General features: G+C 69.0%; 16 protein-coding genes and 1 pseudogene. 8 read left to right on the plus strand and 9 right to left on the minus strand.

Translation table 11 applies throughout. The annotated features are described in order from the left end of the window. Positions 1–85 precede the first annotated feature (85 nt). On the plus strand, positions 86–694 hold the full coding sequence (locus tag ACXKR8_RS43440) for a TetR/AcrR family transcriptional regulator (protein WP_458270038.1): 609 nt from the start codon (positions 86–88) through the stop codon (positions 692–694). Positions 695–713: 19 nt separating this feature from the next. Here the strand turns inward: ACXKR8_RS43440 and ACXKR8_RS43445 are convergent, their stop codons facing one another. Continuing rightward, positions 714–1,445, minus strand: a complete 732-nt coding sequence (locus tag ACXKR8_RS43445; protein WP_458270039.1) for an alpha/beta hydrolase — start codon at positions 1,443–1,445, stop codon at positions 714–716. A gap of 130 nt (positions 1,446–1,575) precedes the next feature. Here ACXKR8_RS43445 and ACXKR8_RS43450 point away from each other — a divergent pair, with 130 nt between their 5' ends. Continuing rightward, positions 1,576–1,962: a winged helix-turn-helix transcriptional regulator gene (locus tag ACXKR8_RS43450; RefSeq protein ID WP_458270040.1), complete on the plus strand. Its 387-nt coding sequence runs from the start codon at positions 1,576–1,578 to the stop codon at positions 1,960–1,962. A gap of 95 nt (positions 1,963–2,057) precedes the next feature. Further along, a complete protein-coding gene (locus ACXKR8_RS43455) occupies positions 2,058–3,089 on the plus strand; it encodes an aldo/keto reductase (RefSeq protein ID WP_458270041.1) in 1,032 nt (343 codons plus the stop codon). Positions 3,090–3,108: 19 nt separating this feature from the next. On the opposite strand, the gene ACXKR8_RS43460 is transcribed toward ACXKR8_RS43455, so the two are convergent. Continuing rightward, positions 3,109–4,737 (minus strand): GDSL-type esterase/lipase family protein, encoded by a 1,629-nt coding sequence (locus ACXKR8_RS43460; RefSeq protein ID WP_458270042.1) that lies wholly within the window; start codon positions 4,735–4,737, stop codon positions 3,109–3,111. Positions 4,738–5,315: 578 nt separating this feature from the next. On the opposite strand from ACXKR8_RS43460, the gene ACXKR8_RS43465 reads away from it, so the two are divergent. After that, the gene (locus ACXKR8_RS43465; protein ID WP_458275231.1) at positions 5,316–6,905 is read left to right on the plus strand and encodes a carbohydrate binding domain-containing protein; all 1,590 of its coding nucleotides are present in this window, start codon (positions 5,316–5,318) and stop codon (positions 6,903–6,905) included. Between the two features lie 142 nt (positions 6,906–7,047). On the opposite strand, the gene ACXKR8_RS43470 is transcribed toward ACXKR8_RS43465, so the two are convergent. Continuing rightward, on the minus strand, positions 7,048–8,811 hold the full coding sequence (locus ACXKR8_RS43470; RefSeq protein WP_458270043.1) for an ATP-binding SpoIIE family protein phosphatase: 1,764 nt from the start codon (positions 8,809–8,811) through the stop codon (positions 7,048–7,050). 428 nt (positions 8,812–9,239) lie between these two features. Here ACXKR8_RS43470 and ACXKR8_RS43475 point away from each other — a divergent pair, with 428 nt between their 5' ends. Then, on the plus strand, positions 9,240–9,833 hold the full coding sequence (locus ACXKR8_RS43475) for a VOC family protein (protein WP_458270044.1): 594 nt from the start codon (positions 9,240–9,242) through the stop codon (positions 9,831–9,833). A 20-nt stretch (positions 9,834–9,853) separates the two neighbouring features. Here ACXKR8_RS43475 and ACXKR8_RS43480 read toward each other — a convergent pair whose 3' ends face one another. Further along, complete coding sequence (locus ACXKR8_RS43480) at positions 9,854–10,435, minus strand: TetR/AcrR family transcriptional regulator (RefSeq protein WP_458275232.1); 582 nt, start codon at positions 10,433–10,435, stop codon at positions 9,854–9,856. 136 nt (positions 10,436–10,571) lie between these two features. Between ACXKR8_RS43480 and ACXKR8_RS43485 the strand changes: the two genes are divergently transcribed. Both ACXKR8_RS43485 and ACXKR8_RS43490 read left to right on the plus strand, forming a co-directional pair. After that, on the plus strand, positions 10,572–11,681 hold the full coding sequence (locus ACXKR8_RS43485; protein WP_458270045.1) for an FAD-dependent oxidoreductase: 1,110 nt from the start codon (positions 10,572–10,574) through the stop codon (positions 11,679–11,681). An 872-nt stretch (positions 11,682–12,553) separates the two neighbouring features. Next, positions 12,554–12,862 (plus strand): hypothetical protein, encoded by a 309-nt coding sequence (locus ACXKR8_RS43490; RefSeq protein WP_458270046.1) that lies wholly within the window; start codon positions 12,554–12,556, stop codon positions 12,860–12,862. Positions 12,863–13,155: 293 nt separating this feature from the next. Here ACXKR8_RS43490 and ACXKR8_RS43495 read toward each other — a convergent pair whose 3' ends face one another. Further along, positions 13,156–13,554 (minus strand): LamG-like jellyroll fold domain-containing protein, encoded by a 399-nt coding sequence (locus tag ACXKR8_RS43495; RefSeq protein ID WP_458270047.1) that lies wholly within the window; start codon positions 13,552–13,554, stop codon positions 13,156–13,158. A gap of 62 nt (positions 13,555–13,616) precedes the next feature. On the opposite strand from ACXKR8_RS43495, the gene ACXKR8_RS43500 reads away from it, so the two are divergent. Further along, a complete protein-coding gene (locus ACXKR8_RS43500) occupies positions 13,617–14,015 on the plus strand; it encodes a membrane dipeptidase (RefSeq protein WP_458270048.1) in 399 nt (132 codons plus the stop codon). On the opposite strand, the gene ACXKR8_RS43505 is transcribed toward ACXKR8_RS43500, so the two are convergent. The 4 genes and pseudogenes from ACXKR8_RS43505 to ACXKR8_RS43520 all read right to left on the minus strand — a co-directional run bounded on the left by ACXKR8_RS43505 (position 13,968) and on the right by ACXKR8_RS43520 (position 19,853). Further along, the gene (locus tag ACXKR8_RS43505; protein WP_458270049.1) at positions 13,968–14,735 is read right to left on the minus strand and encodes an FG-GAP repeat domain-containing protein; all 768 of its coding nucleotides are present in this window, start codon (positions 14,733–14,735) and stop codon (positions 13,968–13,970) included. The genes ACXKR8_RS43500 and ACXKR8_RS43505 overlap by 48 nt on opposite strands. Before the next feature lie 145 nt (positions 14,736–14,880). Further along, positions 14,881–15,375, minus strand: a pseudogene (locus ACXKR8_RS43510) (LamG-like jellyroll fold domain-containing protein); the annotation flags it as partial. Then, positions 15,333–16,532 carry an IS3 family transposase gene (locus ACXKR8_RS43515; RefSeq protein ID WP_462100089.1) on the minus strand — a complete coding sequence of 400 codons (1,200 nt, stop codon included), beginning with the start codon at positions 16,530–16,532 and terminating at the stop codon, positions 15,333–15,335. The pseudogene ACXKR8_RS43510 and the gene ACXKR8_RS43515, both read right to left, overlap by 43 nt. A 30-nt stretch (positions 16,533–16,562) precedes the next feature. Beyond that, entirely contained in the window at positions 16,563–19,853 is a 3,291-nt protein-coding gene (locus tag ACXKR8_RS43520; protein WP_458270050.1) for a hypothetical protein, read from the minus strand. Between the last annotated feature and the right edge of the window lie 312 nt (positions 19,854–20,165).

Genomic DNA, 20,165 nt, shown 5'->3' on the forward strand with positions numbered 1-20,165 from the left:
GGTGCCGACAAGGTATCCGATGCATCCGCGTATCGGATACATCCATGTATCGTGAGTTCGCACCACCCCGGCCGAGGAGGGCCCGATGCCGAAGGGCACCACCGCGCGCCGCCCGCGTACCCGGGCCGCGCTGCTCACGGCGGCGCTGGCGGCCTTCGCCGAGCACGGCTTCCAGGCCACCACGATCGAGCAGGTCTGCGCCCGGGCCGGCTACACCCGCGGCGCCTTCTACTCCAACTTCACCAGCAAGGACGAGCTGTTCCTGGAGCTGTTCGACCAGCACAGCGAGCTGACCGTGCTGCGGCTGGACGCCGCCATGGCCTCGATCCCCACCGAGGACTTCACGCTGGACCGGCTGGCCGAGCGGGTCTGCGAGATCGAACCGGACGAGCGCGACTGGTATCTGGTCACCACCGAGTTCACCCTGCACGCCATCCGGAACCCGGAGACCGCCCGGATCCTGGCCCGGCACGACGCCCGGCTCCGCGAGGCGCTCGCCCGGGGCATCACCGGGCACCTCCACCGGGCCGGACTCACCCTCACCGTCGGCGCGGAGGAACTGGCCCGGCTGCTCGTCGCCATCCGCGAGGGCGGGCTGGCGCAGAGCTACGTCGAACCCGAGCAGTTGCCGCCGGGGCGGCTGGAGCGCCTGTTCCTGGCCCGCATCCTGACGGCCGTCACCGAGCCCGGCTGATTCCTGAGCTGATGCTACGTCAGGCGAGCTTGAGCAGCAGGTTGCTGAGTTCGGTCGGAGTGGTGATCATGCAGTCATGGCCGGTCGGCAGTTCCCACACCTGGGCCGGGGTGCCGTTGGGCTGGAGCGCGGGCACCGGCCGCCGGGTCATGCCGTCCCGCAGGCCGCCGACGCAGTGGATGTGCGTGCGCGGGACGGTGTCCGCGGCCGGGTTGTCCATCCGGACCGGCTGCTGCAGGCAGAGTGCCGACTCGTCCGAGAGCAGGGTGCGCAGCCACGCGGCGTCCGCCGGGTCGGTGACCCCGAACAGGCCGTGCGGAGGCAGCATTTCGGGCAGCGGCGGAATCCGCCAGTTGGCATCGGACTTCGCGGCGAGGTCGATCAGGGTCTGGGTCACCGGCATGACGTCGACCGCGCTCTCACCGTCCTGCGGGACCATCGCGTCGAGGTAGACCAGGTGGGCGATCCGCTCCGGGACCTGGTTGGCCGCGGCCGAGATGACCAGCCCGGCGTAGCTGTGTCCGACGAGGACCACCTCGGTCAGGTCGTCCTCGATGATCAGCCTGACGATGTCCGCGACATGCGTGTCGAGGCCCACCTCGGGACCGAGCAGGTGCGCCTTGTCTCCGTGGCCGGTGAGCGAGGGTGCGAGTACCCGGTGCCCGGCGGATGTGAGGATGGGAACCACCCGCTCCCAGCATGCGCCGCTGTGCCAGGCGCCGTGGACCAGGAGGTAGGTCGGCGTGTTCATGAGTGTCTTCGCTTCCTGAAGGTTACTATGTGTTCCTCGGTAATTTTTTGTTACCTCGATCAGGTTGATACAGCCACCGCACTCTGCGCAATAAGGCACATTTCGGTGCCCCGGTTCTCTGGAGGTAACCATGACCACGGCGGACCACGAGCCGGCGCCGGCTGCTGACGGGTGCCGGCCTCGGGAAGTCCTCGACATCGTCGGGGACAAGTGGTCGCTCCTGGTCGTGCGCAATCTCAAGGACGGACCGCGTCGCTTCAGCGAACTCAACCGGGGCATCGAGGGCATCAGCAAGCGCATGCTCACCGTCACCTTGCGCAGCCTGGAGCGCGACGGACTCCTGACCCGAACCGTCCGCAACATCATGCCGCCCCACGTCAGCTACCAGCTGACTCCGATGGGCGTGACCCTCCGCGAAGCAACCGCGCCGCTGTTGGAGTGGAGCATCGGGCACCTGGCATTCATCGATGCCGCGCGCGCCGAGTACGACGCCCGCTCGCCGGAGCTCCACGATTAATCGCTGCCGCTGCTCAAAGGCATCAGATTCAACTGTTGGACAGCTTGATTCCCGGGCGGCAGACTCAGGAGCGGATTCCGAATCTGGAGGCACCGATGGAGTACCGCACGTTGGGCAGCACCGGCACGGTGGTGTCCGCGCAGTGCCTGGGCACGATGACATTCGGCAATGAGAGCAGCGAGGAGGTGTCCCAGGCCCAGCTCGACCGGTTCGTCGAGCGGGGTGGGAACTTCGTGGACACCGCCGACGTGTACTCCCGCGGCGTCTCGGAGGAGATCGTCGGCCGTTGGCTGGCCGCTCGGCCGGGCGCGCGGGACCAGGTGGTCATCGCGACGAAGGGACGGTTCCCGATGGGCGGGGGCCCCAACGACCTCGGCCTGACCCGCGTCCACCTGTCCCGGGCGCTGGACGCGAGTCTGCGGCGGCTCGGGGTGGAGACCGTCGACCTCTACCAGGCGCACGCCTGGGACCCGTTGACGCCGATCGAGGAGACGCTCGGCTTCTTCGACGACGCCGTGCGCGCGGGCAAGATCCGCTACGTGGGCGTCAGCAACTTCCTCGGTTGGCAGTTGCAGAAGGCGTCGCTGCTGGCGCAGTTCCGCGGGCTCGCGCCGATCGTGACGCTGCAGCCGCAGTACAACCTGCTGAACCGCGACATCGAGTTCGAGTTGGTGGACGTCTGCCGCAACGAGAGCATCGGGATCCTGCCGTGGTCGCCGCTGGCCGGCGGCTGGCTGACCGGGAAGTACCTGCGCGACCGGAGCCCGACCGGCGCGACCCGGCTCGGCGAGGACCCGCGGCGCGGCATGGAGGCCTACGGCCCCCGCAATGCCCAGGAGCGCACCTGGCAGGTCATCGACGCGGTTCGGCAGGTCGCCGAGGGACGCGGGGTGTCCATGTCGCAGGTGGCCCTGGCCTGGGTCGCGGACCGGCCCGCGGTCACTTCGGTGATCCTCGGTGCGCGCACACTCGAACAGCTCGATGACAACCTCGCCGCGGCCGGCCTGCACCTGTCGGAGAAGGAGACGGAGCGGCTCGACGAGGCGAGCTCGCCGATCGTGTCCGACTATCCGTACGGCACGCCCGGAGTTCAGCAGCGCTCGCGTGCTCTGGACCCCTCCGACTGAGAGGCGGGTCCGGCCGCCGTCACGCGGCGCTGAGGTCGAACTCCTCCCAGGGGCCGATCGCGGTGCGGTTGGCGATCAGCGCGGCCGCGCCCGCGTTCTCCGCCGTCACGTACTGCCCGTTGATCTGCGCCTTGAGGCTCACGCTGCCGTCGGCGTTGTCGACGAGCTGGAAGGTCTCCCAGGAGCCGACGGCCGTCCGGTTGGCGATCAGCGGGGCCGCGCCGGCGTTCTCCGCGGTGACGTACAGGTTGTCGGCGTGGGAGCGCAGCGCGATCAGGCCGGTGCCGAGGCTGATCTCGTCGAACTGTTCGGCGGTGCCGACGCTGGTGCTGCTCGCGATCAGCGCTGAGCCACCGCCGTTCGGCGCGGTGACGTACTTGCCGTTGGCGTGCGCGTGCAGCGAGATGACGTTCGCCGGGGGCGGGGCGGTGGCGCCGAACACGCTGAGGTCGACCGCGTTGGCGATGGCCTGCAGTCCGGCTTCGTTCGGGTGGAGATGGTCGCCGGCGTCGTAGGCGGGCAGGTACCGGGTCGGGTTGGCCGGATCGTGAGTGGCGGTGTCCTGGTCCACGATGCCGTCGCAGCCGCTGCCCGAGCCGCGGATGAAGGAGTTGATCGACGCGCGGGCGTTCTCACCGGCCTGCGTCCAGCCGCTGGAGCCCTGGTACGGGGTGAGCGTCGAGCACAGGAAGGACAGCCCCGCCTGATGCGCCTGGGAGATCAACGTCTGCAGCCCGCTGATGAGTTGGGCGCCCGTGGGCGGATTGCCCGAGCCGAGGTCGTTGATCGGGTCGTCGGAGAAGATCACCCAGCGCACTCCGGGCTGACCGATCACGTCGCGGGAGAACCGGTTGAGCGCGCTCTGCCCGGCGCCGTCGCTGAGCAGCTTGTTGCCGCTGATGCCCTGGTTGAGCACACCGACCGTGAGGCCGCTGCTCGACAGCCGGCGGGACAGGTCGTTGGGCCAGCGCTTGTTGGAGTCCTGGGACGAGGCCACACCGTCGGTGATGGAGGCGCCGAGGGCGACCACCGCGCCCACCGCAGCCGTGTTCTGTACGTCCAGATTGGTCAGGAAGGCGTAGCTGCCGTTGCTGCTGGGGGAGTTGAGGGTCGCACTGGCGCTGACATCGCCGCCGGCCACGTAGTTGGTCTGGGTTCCCTGCTGGTGGTAGGTCGCCGAGCCGGTCGAGTTCGGCAGATAGAAACTGACTGCCACGTCGGACTGCGCGGTGACCGCGAAGGAAACGGTGTCGCTGAGCGCGATCGCGCCGGCTGCGACGGTCACCGAGGACTGCCCGCCGAAGGTCACCGCGCGGTCGGTGCTGGTCGAGACCGAGGAACCGGAGGTCCGCTGCGCGACATGGACGTCGCTGACGGTCAGCGGGGTCGAGCCGAACGCGTTGGAGATCCGTAGCCGGGCCGAACTGCCGCCGATGCTGGTGTGGACGATCTGCCGCAGTGTCTGGTTGCTGTAGGAGGGACCCCCGCTCTGCGGGGACACCGACCAGGTGCCAGTCCAGCCAGTGGCGGCCGACGCCGCGGGTGTTGCTGCGGCGCGGGCGGCGGGCGCGGCGGGCGCGGCGCGGGCAGCGGGCGCGGCGGTGGCGGCGGCCGGCGCGGGCGGGGCGAACAGCCCGACGGCGAGCACGGCTCCTAACAGACCCGGCGCCCAACGGGTGAAGGCGGAGAACGCATGGCGTGGCACAGGAGACTCCATGGGTGGGGGAGGGTGCGACGAGTCAGGTGACGGCTGCGGGCAGCCATGACCCTCTTGCCCTCGATTCATCACGCCAACCCCGCTGCCGGGCAGATAGCTCGGATGTCTTGTGGCATGTAGCCGGTGTTCACGGCTCGTTCGCGATGTACAGCCTCCTGACATCGGATGACTCCATGGCGGGGCGGCCCGCTGGTGGCTGGCGACGGCCGATGAGGTCTCCTCGCAATTGGTCCAGACCTATTGACGGGCCTCGTCGGCCCTTCTACGCTCCGGTCGGCACACCCCCACATGTCCCCACCTCACCCAGAGCCGGGCGTCACGCCCCCACGCGCTGGTCATGCCCATGGCGCTCGGCGGGAAGGGAGCACAGCATGTTCCGTCGGAGGTCTCGTACTCCACGTCAGCCCGGTGATTTCCCCCCTCGTCCGGATCTCGGTCGCGGATCGCAGGTGAACCGGACCCGCCGCGCCAAGCACGGATCAACCGTCCTGAAGCGCTCCATCGCCGGAATGAGCGCCGCCGCCGTCATCGGGACCGGCATCGTCGTGGTCGGGACCGGCGCGGCCGGGGCTGCCACCACCAACCTGGTGGCCAACCCCGGATTCGAGAGCGGGCTCTCCGGCTGGACCTGCTCCGGCGCCTCCGGCGCGGTCGCCGTCAGCAGCCCGGTCCACTCCGGCTCCTCCGCGCTCAAGGCCACGCCGACCAGCTCGGACACCGCCCAGTGCAGCCAGACCATCAGCGTGCAGCCCAACTCCCAGTACACGCTGAGCGCCTACGTCCAGGGCAGCTACGTCTACCTGGGCGCCACCGGCACCGGCCTCACCAGCGCACCGTCCACCTGGACGCCGAACAGCCCGTCGTACAGCCAGCTCAGCGTCGCCTTCACCACCGGGGCGAGCACCACCTCGGTGACCGTCTACCTGCACGGCTGGTACGCGCAGCCCACGTACTACGCGGACGACGTGTCACTCACCGGCCCCGGCGGCAGCAGCCCCCCGCCCACCACCGCGCCGCCGACCACGACGCCGCCGAGCACCACCCCGCCGACTACGACGCCCCCGACCACGGCCCCACCCACCACGGCCCCGCCCACCACCACGCCGCCGACTACGACGCCGCCGACCACCACCCCGCCGGGCAGCACCTGTGCCACCAAGCCCCGGCCGTCGGGCAAGGTGCTGCAGGGCTACTGGGAGAACTGGGACGGCGCCCTGAACGGCGTCCACCCCGGCCTGGGCTGGATCCCCATCACGGACAGCCGGATCGCCGCGCACGGCTACAACGTCATCAATGCCGCCTTCCCGGTGATCCTCTCGGACGGCACCGTCGAGTGGCAGGACGGCATGGACGCCAACGTCAAGGTCGCCACCCCCGCTGAGATGTGCCAGGCCAAGGCGGCCGGGGCGACGATCCTGATGTCGATCGGCGGCGCCGCCGCAGGCATCGACCTGAGTTCCAGCACCGTCGCCGACAAGTTCGTGGCGACCGTCGTCCCGATCCTCAAGAAGTACAACTTCGACGGAATCGACATCGACATCGAGACCGGTCTGACCGGAAGCGGCAACATCAACACGCTGTCCGCCTCCCAGGCCAACCTGGAGCGCATCATCGACGGCGTGCTGGCCCAGATGCCCGCGGGCTTCGGCCTGACCATGGCCCCGGAAACCGCTTACGTCACCGGTGGAAGCATCACCTACGGGTCGATCTGGGGTTCCTACCTGCCGATCATCAAGAAGTACGCCGACAACGGGCGACTGTGGTGGCTGAACATGCAGTACTACAACGGCAGCATGTACGGCTGCTCCGGCGACTCCTACTCGGCCGGTACGGTCCAGGGCTTCACCGCGCAGACCACCTGCCTGAACAACGGCCTGACCGTCCAGGGCACCACGGTCAAGGTGCCCTACGACAAGCAGGTGCCCGGTCTGCCGGCCCAATCCGGCGCGGGCGGCGGCTACATGGCGCCGAGCCTGGTCAGCCAGTCGTGGAACGCCTTCGGCGGTGCGCTGAAGGGGCTGATGACCTGGTCGATCAACTGGGACGGCTCATTGGGCTGGACCTTCGGCAACAACGTCAAGTCCCTGCAAGGCCGTTGATGTCCTGCTGAGCAACCGCCGGTGATGACGCCCCGAGCCCGGCCCGGGCTCGGGGCGTCATCGGTTGTGCGGCAGGGTCCCGCTGCGGTCAGCGTTCGGTGACCAGACCCAACAGGACGCCGACACCCTGGGTGAGCTGCCGTCAGCTGCCGTCGTCCGGGCCCGAGGTGTCCGGGCCCGGGCCGGACTCCTCGGCCAGCTCGAACCACACCGTCTTGCCCTCCGGCTCCGGCCGCACGGCCCACTGGTCGGACAGGATGTCGAGCAGCACCAGCCCGCGCCCCGAGGACGCCAGCTCGCCGGGGGTGCGCCGGTGCGGCAGCTCGTCGCCGCTGTCGGAGACCTCCACCCGCAGAGTGCGGCGGCCCGGTTCGCCCGACACCGCGGCGATCAGCACCGCCGCCTGGTCGGTGTGCACCAGCACATTGCCCAGCAGCTCGGACGCGAGCAGCACGGCCGTGTCCACCAGGTCGGGCTGCCCCCAGTCGTGCAGCAGCGCCCGCAGCTCCACCCGTGCCTCCGCCAGGCCCTCCGCCTGGTCCTGCTCGATGGCGATCAGCACGCGCCGCACCGGCCGTACGGGTTGCTGGGCCCTGGTGTCGCGGCGCAGCAACAGCAGCGCGATGTCGTCCTCGTTGCGCGGGGTCAGCCGCTCCTCGCCGTTCTCCGTCACCGGGCCGACCACGCTGTGGATCAGCCGGTCGGCCATCCCCTCCAGATCGTCGGTCGGGCCGGGGGACATGGTGTCCTGCACCCGCGCCCAGCCCTTGTCCAGGTCGCGCCCGCCGGTCTCGAGCAGCCCGTCCGTGCACAGCAGCAGGATCTCCCCGGGCTGCAGCTCCATGACATTGACCGGGTAGTCGTCCTCGTCGGGCATCAGCCCGAGCGGCAGCCCGCCCCGGATGTGCTTGATCATGCAGGTGCCGTCCGGCATCCGGAGCAGGGGGTGCGGATGCCCGGCCCGCGCCAGGTGCAGCGTGCCGGACGCCGGGTCAGCCTCGATGTAGAGGCAGGTGGCGAATCTGTCCTCGTCCAGCGAGGCCAGGAAGCGCGACGTGCGCGCCAGCACGGCGTCCGGCCCGTGCCCCTCGGCCGCGTAGGCGTGCACCGCGGTACGGAGCTGCGCCATCAGGCTCGCCGCGCGCAGATCGTGGCCCTGGACGTCGCCGATGACCAGCGCCAGGCGGTTGCACGGCAGGTCGATCACGTCGTACCAGTCGCCCCCCACCACGAGCCCGCCGCCGGTCGGCACATAGCGGGAGGCCACGGTCATCCCGTGGTACTCCGGGGTGCCCCGTCCCATGCTGCTCCGCAGCCCGCGCGACAGGGCCAGCTCGGCCTCCCCGGTCTGGCCCCGGTCGAGCGCCCGGGAGATCAGCTGGGCCAGGGTGACCAGCGTGTTCCGCAGGCCGCTGTCGAAGTCGACCCGGTCGACGAAGGCCACCAGCCACACCCCGGTGATCCGGCCGGTGCTGACCAGCGGCAGGAGCGCCCAGGAGAGGCTGCCCTTCCGGGCCGCCAGCCTCCACGTGGTCGGGAAGCGCTCGCGGTACTCCTCCACGGTCTCGATGTACACCGCGCGGCCGGTGCGCAGCACCTCGGTCGCCGGATGGTCGGTGCCGATCGGCATCCGGACGGTACGACCGTGGCCGGAGCGGTAGCCGTACCGGCCGAGCAGGCTCAGCCACTTCTCGGTGACATCGAAGATCGCCATGCCGTCCAGCGGGAACTCCGGCGATTCGAGGGACCCCACCGCCTTGAAGACCTCCTCCACGGAGGTCGCCTCGGCCAGCGCCCGGCCGGCGCTGAGCATCGCCACATCGCGCTGCCGGGGGGAGTCGATGCGGGCGCGGGCGGCGGTGTCCTGTGCGGCTTCGGCCAGGGGGCCGTCGTCATGATCGTTCATCCATGGCCCCTTCGACTCATCCGCCTACCCGTCCGTTCCTCGGCCTGCCCGTCCGTTCCATGCTCCGTCGGGACGGCGATCCCTGCAGCACGGTGCACGCGGTGGCCGTGGCCCGCTGCTCAGCTGGCGGGCCCGCGCGCGGCGTGGTAGCGACGCTCGCTGCGGCCGAGGCGATAGCGCACGCGGTGGAGAGGATCGATCTCGCCCCCGGTGCGGAGGGGGGCGGCCTCACTGGCCGCGACTCTGCTGCTGGCGCCCGGGCTGCGTGGCGGCACGGAGATCGGCGAGGCAAAGGGCACGGAGCGGGACGCCGTTCAGGCCGCGCCTAGTCGTCCCCCGCCGGGGGCGGCCTTCGCCGCACGTCCGGCCCTCGCTGACAGTGGCAGCGACAATGGGTAGGAAACGGGTTCGAGGACTGGGGGAACGAGATGCTGACCGGCATCGTGATCGACGCGCTGGACGTCCCACGCATGGACCGCTTCTGGCGGGACGCGACGCGGGGCCTGACGGGCGGCCTGCAGTTGCGCTTCGTGCCGGCCGCGCAGCCGAAGCAGGCAACCAAGAACCGGCTCCACCTCGACCTGGCCGGAGGGCCGGACTGGCAGGCAGAGGTAGCACGCCTGCTCGCCCTCGGCGCAACGCGGATCGACATCGGCCAGGGGGATGTGCCGTGGGACGTGCTGGCCGATCCGGAGGGCAACGAATTCTGCGTGCTGCGTCCCGGACACCCCGGAGTACTCGCCGACGCCGGCCTCGTCGCGATCTGCCTCGATGTCGCGGAGGAGGATTGCTACCAGCAGTCCGCCTTCTGGCAGGCCCAGGCCGACTGGCACGCGGTCGAGTACCTCCCCTCGGGCGTACGGCTGCGCCGGACCTCCACCAGCGCGGTCTCGCTGGTCATGGGGCCGCCTGCTGCGCCTAAGGCGGCGCGCAACGAGCTGCGGTTGGAAGTCACCCGGCACGACCGGGAATCCGGGGAGTTCCTCGACGCCGGCGGAAACGAGTTCCACGTCACCTGCTGAGCCCATCCTCGCAGCCCGGGTCAGCTGCTCGGATGGGAGGCTGTCCAGCCGGTTTCGAGCAGGGCGAAGGCCTCGTCGGCAGCCCGGCGCGGTTCTGGGTTCTGCAGTATCAGGCTGCGTGCCGCCAGGGCGAACCGGGCCAGGGCGGCGCAGCTGATGTCGTCCTCGGGCGCGCCCGCAGCTTCCGCGATGGCCCGCGCCAGGGCCGCTTCGTGGCGGGTCCACATCCGTTGGGAGTAGTCGCGCAGCGCGGGGGTCTCCTGTACCAGACGGGTGAAGTCCGCGAACCGCGGGTCGGCGGTGTGGACAGCGAACCGGGTCTGGCTCAGCAGCAGATGCTCGCGCAGCGCCTGCGGGATCGACCGGCCGGGGGGCCGCTCGCGCACGGCTGCGACGAGGGCTGCTTCCAGGTCGTCGTCCTGGTCGAAGACCAGTGCCTCCTTGCCGGTGAAGTACTTGAAAAGGGTGGTCACCGAGACATCTGCGGCGTCGGCGACGTCTTTGACGCCGACCTGGTCGTAGCCGCGTTCGAGGAAGAGTTCGAGTGCGGCGTCGGCCAGAGACTGCCGGGTCTGGGCCTTCTTGCGCTCGCGGCGCCCCATGGTTTCGGTCACCTCACCACTGTAGCTCGACATGCATCCACTAAGAAAGTGTTGTCATTGTACTTATTTAGCGAGTGTGCTTTTGTGGTGGTCCCGGCGCCGCCCGGCGACCCGCCACTACTGCAAGGACACACCCATGCACTCTGCCCGCGACCCTCGCATCGCGATCGTCGGCGCCGGCCTCGGCGGCTTGACCTGCGCCCGGATCCTGCAGCAACACGGTCGCGCCGTCACAGTGTTCGAACGCGAAGCCGACGCCGACGCCCGCCCGCAGGGCGGCTCCCTCGACATGCACCCCGACACCGGCCAGGCCGCCCTGCGGTCGGCAGGCCTGCTCGACCGGTTCCACGCCCTCGCCCGCCCCGAAGGCGACGAGTGGCGGGTGTTCGACCATGCCACCGGCACCCTCCTCGCGCAGCAGGGGCCCACCGCGGGAGGCGGCCGCCCGGAAATCGACCGCGGCCAGCTGCGCGGCCTGCTGCTGGACTCGCTCGTCCCGGGCACGGTGCGGTGGAACCGGACCGCCACCGGGGTCACCCCGCTGACGGGCGGCACGTGCCGCCTGCTCCTGGGTGGCGGTACACCCGAGGAGTTCGACCTGGTGGTCGGCGCCGACGGCGCCTGGTCGCGGATCCGCCCGGCCCTGTCGCCCGTCGTACCCCACTACACCGGTGTCTCCTTCGTCGAAACCGGCATCGACCAGTGCGACACCCGCCACCCCGAACTCGCCCGGCTGGTCGGCAACGGATCGCTGCTGGCGAAGGGCATCGGCCGGACCCTGGTCGCCCAGCGCAACAGCAACGGTCACATCCGCGGCTATCTCGCCATGCGTGAGGCGCAGGACTGGCACACGGCCGCCGGACTCGACCTCAGCGACCAACAGGCTGTGCGGGAGCACCTGTTGAAGATGCTCGACGGCTGGGACGAAAGCCTGCTGCGGATCCTGCGCGACAGCGACCACACTTTCGTCAACCGACCCCTGCACGTGCTGCCCGCCTCGTACACCTGGGCGCAGGTTCCCGGCGTGACGCTGCTCGGCGATGCCGCGCACCTGATGCCGCCGGTCGGGCTGGGGGCCAACCTCGCCATGCTCGACGGCGCCGACCTCGCCCACGCCCTCGTCACCGAACCCGGCGTCGGCGACGCCATCCGCGCCTACGAGCGCGTCATGCTGCCCCGCTCGACCGAGGCCGCGACGGGCAGTGCACAGGGCCTGGACCACCTCGTTCCCGCGACGGCCTCCTGAACCAACTCCGCGACGTGCGACGGGAATGCTACTGGAGGAGGCCGCCGCATCGTGGATCGCCGTCCGGCGCAGGGTCGCCTCCTCGGCGAGCAGCACCGCGCCGTGGATGTCGCCCGCTGTGGCGGCGATCTCAGCGCGGAGAGTCATGCTCCGGAGGCTGCGCTCCTCGTCGGGCCGATCGGAATGCCGGGACCAGCGCGCGGCGGCCGCCAGGTCGCCCCAGCGGAGGTTGTGCCAGGGCTCGTCCGCCAGCTTCGCCTGGTTCGGCGATATCGCCTCGGACGCCTTCACCCATGCGAGGGGTGGATGGTGGGGTGTGTCTGCTGGCTGGGGTTGTGGGGGCTTTCGGTGGTCAGTATGACGAGGTTGGTGCCGGTTCGGGCGGTGGTTGGTTCTCGTGTGTCGGATACGCATGGGGAGGAGGGGAAGGTCTCTGGTCGCACACCACCACTGGAGACTGACGAGGATCCTGTTGCGGGGGCTGTCCGGCGGTTGGCTGGGCGGCCCCTTGGGCTATGTGGTGGCTGGGGTGAGGGCGCAGGTGCCGTTGGTGTGGGTGTGGGTGAGTCCGCGGTCGATCAGGGTTCGTAGGTTGAGGGCGACGGTGCATGCCACCGGGTGGTCTCCACCGCCGGTAGGCGGCCTGCCATGCGGGGCCTGCGGCGGCCTGGCGGCGGTCCGCGAGTTGGACGTGGTGCGGGCGGACGGTGAGGAACCGATCGGTTTTCACCGTCGTGCAGCGCTGGCGTAGGGCGTTGCGGTGCCCTGGTGGGTTGCGCGTGCGTCCAGCCCCGTTCAAAGCGGCTGTCCTCACAGCGGGTACTCGGGGGTTCAGCCCGCGATGGCGCCGGTCGAGGGACTCCGGAAGGGGGATGGACAACAGGCAGTGGGCCTGGAACTCTCTAGCCGTGCTGATCTTTTTCGAGATATTCGCGCTGCTTATGCTCGGTGCCTTCGGCTTCGGTCTGGTCCTGTTCGCTGATGTTCGAGGCATCGGCTCCCACTACGCCGCCCGAAACCGCGCCGTTGTCGGGGCAGCGATGGCCAAGGGCCAGGACGTCGGCCGGCTCCTTGTCTTCGGCAAGACTCGCAAGGTCGGTGCCTTCCTCATGATCCTCAGCGGCCTCGCTCTGCTGGTCGTGCTCCCCGGCTTGATCGCCACCCTTACCGGCAACCCCTGATGGGGTTTCCGGGTTGGTGAGTGAGACTCGATGAGTGGCCTCCATCAGGTGCGCACTGGTGACCCCGGAACCCGCCGCTACTACAACAAGCAACGTGCACGCGACCTTGACTACAACCCGCCCTCCGGCACGTCGGCAATCGGCTCGCGGCAGGCGATGATCGCCCGGGAGTGGCCGCCGCGGTCGCAGTTGCTGGTGAGGTTGCCAGCCGATCGCATGTCGCGGAGCAGGCGGTGGCGCCGAGGGTGGTGGTCGCGGTGTGGACAGGTGTCGGTACTGGTGCTTGCCTCGGACTACCAGCGCATCCTCGAAGTGCGACTGGCGGGGTCCGTTCGCCAGTGGCGTTTCGGACCTCGGAGTGCGGGCTCGTTGGGGATCAGTGACCTTGCAGGTACAGGGCGCTTGCCTGGTCGGGGGCGAAGGCGGAGCTCCACACGGACCTGGCTGAGGTTGGCGCTGGCGTTCTCGCCGTACGCGCCGTGGTAGAGGCGTCGGCCGATCTGAAGGTTCCAGGTGGTGCCGGTGTATTGGTCGGAGCTGACCTGGGTGCCGTTGACGTACAGGTACATCCGTTGGGTGCTGGCGTCGTACACGCCGGTGAGCTGGGCCCAGGTGCCGAGATGCGGGGCGTTGGGGCCGGTGGTGGGTCCGTAGATCGGGGTGAATGCGGCTGTGGTGGTGTCGTCGTTCATCCGGTTGAAGCCCCAGGCAGCTGCGGTGGCTGGAGTCCCACCCGCGCCCCGAGGTCGCGGGCGTGGAGCACGTCGGCCTCGGCGTCGACTACGACGGCGTCGACCACCAGCCCACCGGGCCGGCCGACGTCTCCCGCTATCCGGTGCTGCTGCGCGAACTGGCCGCCCGCGGCTGGTCGCAGTCCGACCTGGAAGGCGCTGACCGGCCGCAATGTCCTCCGTGTGCTCCGCGCGGCGGAGGAGCAGGCGGCCGAACCGCTCTGGCCGACCACCCCGCTGCGCTGAAGGGTCTCCGCCGCGATGAGTCCCGCCGGAGGTGGCGCGGGCGCCGGCCGGGGGCGCGCCGCTGCGAACGCGGTGGCGCGACCCCGGCCGGCCCGGCACCGAGCCGGTTTACAACCTCTGCCGGCCGGCTACCACCCGTGGCCGATCTGGACGCGGGTGGAGAACGCGGTGGCTGAGCGTGGGTAGAGCCAGAGCAGGCCGGCGTCGTCGCGGGCGATGACGTCCTGGTTCCCGTCCTTGTTCCAGTCGGCGAGGCCGGCGAAGGTGAAGACGCCCCAGCCGCTGCCGATCTGGGAGCGGGCGCCGAAGCCGTTGGAGCCGTTTCCGGGGTAGAGCCAGAGCAGGTCGGCGGCGTCTCGGACGATGAGGTCCTGGTTGCCGTCGTGGTTGAGGTCGGCGACACCGGCGAAGGTGTAGCCGTTCCAGCCCGTGCCGATCTGCACGGCGGTGCCGAGCCCGGCCCCGCTGCCGGTGCCGGGGAACATCTTCAGGGTGGCGTCGGGGTAGCGGGCGATGATGTCGGGGTTGCCGTCACCGTTGAAGTCGGCCACGCCTGCGAAGGTCAGCCCGGCCCACCCGCTGGCGAACCGGATGGTGGGGGTGGCCAGGTCGTGTGCGGCGTCGCCGGGGTAGAGCCTCAGGGCTCCGTCGGGAGAAGCGGCGATCAGGTCGAGGTGGCCGTCCTTGTTGAAGTCGGCGATGCCGGCGAAGGTGTAGCCGGCGAAGCCGGAGCCGAGGTAGATGGCGGCTGAGGAAAAGCCGTTGGAGCCGTTGCCCGGGAAGAACCACAGCTTCCCGCCGGCGTCGGCGGCGATCACATCGGGGTTGCCGTCGCCGTTCCAGTCCGCGGTGTCGGCGAAGGTGTACGGGGCACTGCGGCCGGGGATGCCGGCCATGGCCGAGATCTGACTCTCGTTCAGTGCTGTTCCGCTCCATGCCTGGACGTCGGACAGGCTTCCGTTGAAGTAGCCCGTGTGGGCGCCGTTGGCAATTTCGTCGCCGAGGGAGAAGGGCCCCCCTGAACAGGCTGGAACTGACGGCGGTGTGGGTACCGCGGGCAACCGGGCGGTCGTTGAGGTAGAGCGCGGTCGCATTGGTGGCGGGGTCGTAGGTGACGGTCAGGTGGGCCCATTGGCCGATCAGGACGGTGCCGCCCTGAATGCAGTCGTACGCCCGGGTGGTGTCGCTTGTGGCCAGGCAGAAGGCCCACTGCTTGTTGGTCTGGGAGTAGAGAAGGAAACCGGAATTGTCCACGCCGTCCTGGGAGGCGACCACACCGCCCGCTGCGGTGGGTCGGACCCACGCGGAAATGGTGAAGGCGGCGGAGAGGTTCACCGCGGGACCGGCGGAGGCCAGGTGTCCTGTGCCGCTGGTGGTCGGGGTGATGCCGTCGGAACCCGTGTTGAGGAGTGCGTCGGGGGCGAAGGCGTCACCGGTGTCCCAGACGGTGCCGGTGGTGCCGGTGGAGGCCGACCGATTTCGAAGACAGTCTTTTATGCTGCTAGTGCTGCGCTTAGTGTGGACCCACTCTCGTATTCATAGGGAGATAGGTAGCCGAGCTCACGTTGAATCCTGTGTCGATTGTAGTAAGACTCGGTGTATTCAAATATTGCACTCCCGACCTGCTTTATTGTTGTCCACACGTGCAGGTGGATCAATTCCTTTTTCAGGGTTGCGTTGAACGACTCTGCTGCGGCGTTGTCGAAGCAGATCCCCGTCTTTCCTACCGAAGGCAGGATTCCGCTGTCAAGACATTGGTCGCGAAATTTACTACCGGTGTACTGACTGCCACGGTCTGTATGCATGACGACTTCACCCTGTGCCGGCTGGCGATTTCGGATCGCCATGTCTAGCGCCTGGATCACCATGTCTTCGCGCATGTGGTCAGCGACCGACCAGCCGATGAGCTTCCGCGAATACCCGTCGATGACTGTCGCCATATAGGCCCAGCCTTCTGCGGTGTGAATGTAAGTGATGTCACCGTACCATATCTGGTCTTTCTTTTCCGGGACGAAATTCCGCTCGACGAGGTCCACCAGGCCGCGCCTGTTCGCCGGATCCTGGACGGTGGTGGCCTTGTAGGGCCGTGGATGGATGCACGCCAGCCCAGCGGCCCTGGCCAGGCGTCGGACGCGCTTGGGTGACACGCGCTCGCCCTGGCGGGCCAGCTGCGCGTGTATCCGGTCGATCCCGTAGCGACCCCTGTTGACTTTGTCGATAGCGATGATGAGTCGGGTAAGTTCGACATCGCGTCGTGCGTGTGCGGACTCCTCACGGCGGATCCACGAGTAGAATCCGGTACGCGATACGTCCAGCATCTTGCACATGAAGTTGATGGGATATATGAAGCGGCGTGGCTTGCCGACCTGCTCGTCGTGGACTTGCAGGATGAAGGCGAACTTTATTGGTTCTGGCTCGCAAACCACGCCGCTGCTTTTTTTAGGAAGTCCCGCTCCATGCGGAGCTTCCGTACTTCGTCTTCGAGTTCCTTCATATGGACGCGCTCGTCGATGGTCAGCGGCTTGTCTTTGATGCTTCCGCTCCTCTTCGCGGCATTTACCCAGTTTTCCTAGGGTTCCCTCGTTCAGACCGAGGTCCCGGGCAATCTCAGCCACGGGCCGGCCGGAGCTCACCACTAGCTCTACGGCCTCTGCCTTGTACTCCTGGGTGTACTTCTTCCGCTTTGAAACCATCGTGCACTTCCCACTTGACACTTGAGTGAACTACTTCCAGTGTCCACGAAAGTGGTCGGGGTTCACGGTGAGGTTCTGGGTGCCGATGCTGTCGATGGTGCTGGTGAGGGCGCTGCCGGCGGTGTTGGTGCCGATGTCCTGGAAGTCCCAGGCGTGGTTGGCGGTGGTGGTCGTGGTGGTCGTGGTGGTGAGAGTGGGGTTGTTGGCCAGGTTGGCGGGCAGGTAGGCGGTGCTGGTGCCGGTGGCGGGGTCGGTGGCCCACAGGTCGGGGATTCCGGTGCCGGCGAGGTCGGCGGCTTGCAGGATGCGGGTCTTGCCGGTGTTCCAGCCGCTGGCGACGGTGTACTGGCCGGTCGTGGTGAGGGTGGTGCCGGTGGGGTCCAGCGCGAGGCCGGTCCACAGGTCCAGGTCACCGGTGGTGCGGTTCCACAGGTAGAGGGCGGTGCCGGTGGGCAGCTGGGTGGTGGCCAGGGTCCAGCTGTTCCAGTCCTGGGTGCCGTCGGGGGTGTTGAGCCCGGTCAGGACGTTGCAGCCGCCGGCGCAGAGGCCGAAGTCGCTCGGGTCGCTGTAGCCGTTCGGGGTGGTCGAGTAGAACAGGAAGAGCTGGTTGTTGATGGTGGCGAGCAGGTCGGGCAGGCCGGTGCCCTGTCCGCTGGTGTTGCCGGCCGCCGCGACCCGGGTGGCGTTGTCGGAGTTGTCGTCCACCAGCGAGCCGGCGCTGATCTGGAAGGGAGCGCTGCCTCCTTCCAGGCCGCCGAGGTTGAGCGGGCCGGTGGTGCCGTCGTTGCAGGCGATGGTGCCGCCGCCGGCGTTGGCACCGGTGGGGAAGTAGGCCAGCACGTCCTGGGCGCCGTTGCCGCAGAAGTCGCCGGTGACGGTCTGGGCTCCGTTCCAGTCGGTGGGGGTGGCACTGGTGTTGAAGCCGAGGCCGCTGATGCCGATGTCGACCGCGTTGCCGCTGACGGTGCCGTCGCTGTCGCCGGGGGCGAGCCACAGGCCGGGCGGGAACGCGGTGCCGCCGCTGCTGCCGGGGACGAGCAGGTCTGCGGTGCCGTCCAGGGTGAGGTCGCCGTCCTTGGCCGGCGGGCTGAGCGCGCTGCCGTCGAACCAGACGGTGTCGGACGCGCCGATGTTGCCGCCTGCGGACAGGGCGCTGACGGTCAGGGTGTTGACCAGGTGGGAGAGCGGGACGGAGACGGTGGTGCTGCCGGTGGCGGTCACCTGGACCGGGGAGGACTGGTTGACCTGGTAGACGTAGGCCGCGATGGCGTCGGTGGTGCCGCCGGTGGTGGGCGGGTCCAGGACGAACGAGCAGACGGTGCCGATCGGTTGGGTGGTCCCGATGGTGCTGTCGCGGGTGGCGCAGGTCTGGGCGCCGCCGGTGGGTGCGGGGTCGGGGGACACGCTGGGGGCTCCGGGTTTGGTCGGGTCCCAGGTGAAGGTGCACGCGGTGGACCAGCTCTTGGAGGCCAGTGTGCCGTCACTGCTTCTGGCGATGAAGGCGAACGTGGTGGCCGCGCCGCCGGCCCGGGCTTTGTAGAAGGACTCGGGCACGGTGAGGACGGCGGACTGTCCGGAGCCGCCGGTCCAGGTGTTGGAGGCGATGCCGTTGGCGGGGGTGAGCAGGTTGGTCTTGGTGCTGTCGGAGGTCTTGTAGAGGCTGAAGGTGGTGGTCAGCGAGCTTTTCATGACGGTGGACTGGACGGCGTACAGGGTGACGCTGGTGTCGCCCAGCACGGTGCTGGTGCAGTTGGTGGCCGGTGAGGTCTTCAGCCCGGTGGGGGTGTTGGGGTACTGGTCGTAGGTGACGGTCAGTTGGGCGGTCTTGGGGTCGAACTGCTTGAAGGCGTAGTTGTCGCTGTGGTCGTCCGCCCTCATCACCAGCGTCTGCGTGGGCTTGGGGGTGGTGCCGTTGATGTCGTTGTTGATCTGGGTCTTGACGTTGAAGGGCGGGGTGTAGTTGGCGGGGCAGCTGGAGTTGTATCCCAGGGCGAAGGGGTGCGAGGCGACGGAGCTGCCGAGGTTGCCGACCCAGGCGTTCCAGGTGGCGTTGGAGGAGGTGAGGACCTGGCTGGGGGCGTAGAGGTCGACGGTCTGGTTGTGTCCGGAGGTCGGGCAGGCCCAGGAGTAGTCCTCCTTGATGCCGAACTCGGCGTCATAGATATTCGCGCCGCGCAGGGTCTTGAGGTCGATGGGGAAGTCGAAGATGCTCATCGCCTCCCCCTGCACGTCGCCGCTGTTGCCGACCTCGGCGTCACCGCTGTAGGAGACGCTCTTCTTCCAGTAGCTGTCGCCGCCGACCCCTGAACCCGGGCTGGACCAGCCGGTGTTGCCGTACTCCGGTGAGAGCGTCGGGTCCAGGTAGACCGGCCAGACGGTTCCGGGTCCGGTCAGCAGCGTGGTGGGCGCTGCCAGGGTGATGGACCCGGGGTGGGCGTCGGCCTTCAGCCCGGCTACGTGGGCGTTGCGGCCGGGGGCGCCGAACGTCGAGGTGGGGGCGCTCTGGGCGGCGGCGGTCCGGGGGATCACCGAGCTCTGGGTCGTGGGGGTGACGCCGGTGGTGCCGGTGCTCCTGGTGGTGAATGCGGTGGTCGAGGGTGCGGTGGCCGAGTCCCAGGCGAGTGGGGTGGGAGCGGTGTAGAGGGGGTGGCCGGCGGCGTCGGTGACGGCGAGGTTCCCGGCGGTGTCGGACTGGACCTTGAGTCCGCGGGTGGTGGTGGTCCTGCTGGTGAGGAGGGTGGCGAGTTGGGGGTTGCGGGCTGCGGCGGGGGTGCGGAGGGTGAAGACGTCGCTGACGGCGCCGTCGGTCTGGACGGTCACGGTCAGGTCTACGCCGGGCAGCACGTCGGCGTACACGGCGCTGGAACCGGACACGGTGGGGCGGGGGAGGGTGATCGGCAGGGTCAGGGACAGGCCCTGGCCGCCGGTGTAGAGCGAGGCGAACGGGGCGCTGCCGCCACCCGACAGGACCACCTGGTTCAGCGAGGCGGTCGGGGACAGGGTTCCGTCCGGGTTCGCCTTGAGGGTGGCGTCCAGGTTCGTCCACTGCCCGTGCTGGCGCACCCGGGTGGGTACGGCAGACTCGGTCAGCGTCAGGGTCCCGTCCGGATTCGCCTCGGTCAGCGAGGTTCCCGAGGTCAGCGAGGTGACCTCCACCGGCTTTCCGGTGGACTTCGCGCGTGCCGTGGCCTGCTGCGCGGACAGCAGCCCCGCGGGAGCCGCCGCAGGCGCCGCGGCCTTGCCGGTGGCCGCCGCGGCAGCGTGGGGAGCGGTGGCTGTGAGTGTGGCTGCGGCGAGTGCGGCGGCCAGCAGCGCTGTCACCCCTCTGCCATGTGCGTACAAACGTCGTTGTAGTGCCATTGCCCTTTTTGTTCCTATCAGCCCGATCCGAGGTGCGCAGATCGCCCCCGTCATCGCGAGTATCGCCGGATGAGGACTTCCTGTGCCGCTATCGAAGACAGCGGCAATGGCCCAATAGTCGGATTCATTGCTTACGTCATCGAACCTTGGGGAAATCTTTACCTATATTGGCGAAGGGTCCAGGCTGCGAGGCCTGGGCGGCAATGACCTATGGCCTCCATAGCATGGGGAGGTTTGCCTGGATTCAATCCCGGCCCAGGCCTCTGATATAAG

The sequence above is a fragment of the Streptacidiphilus sp. PAMC 29251 genome, assembly GCF_054208735.2.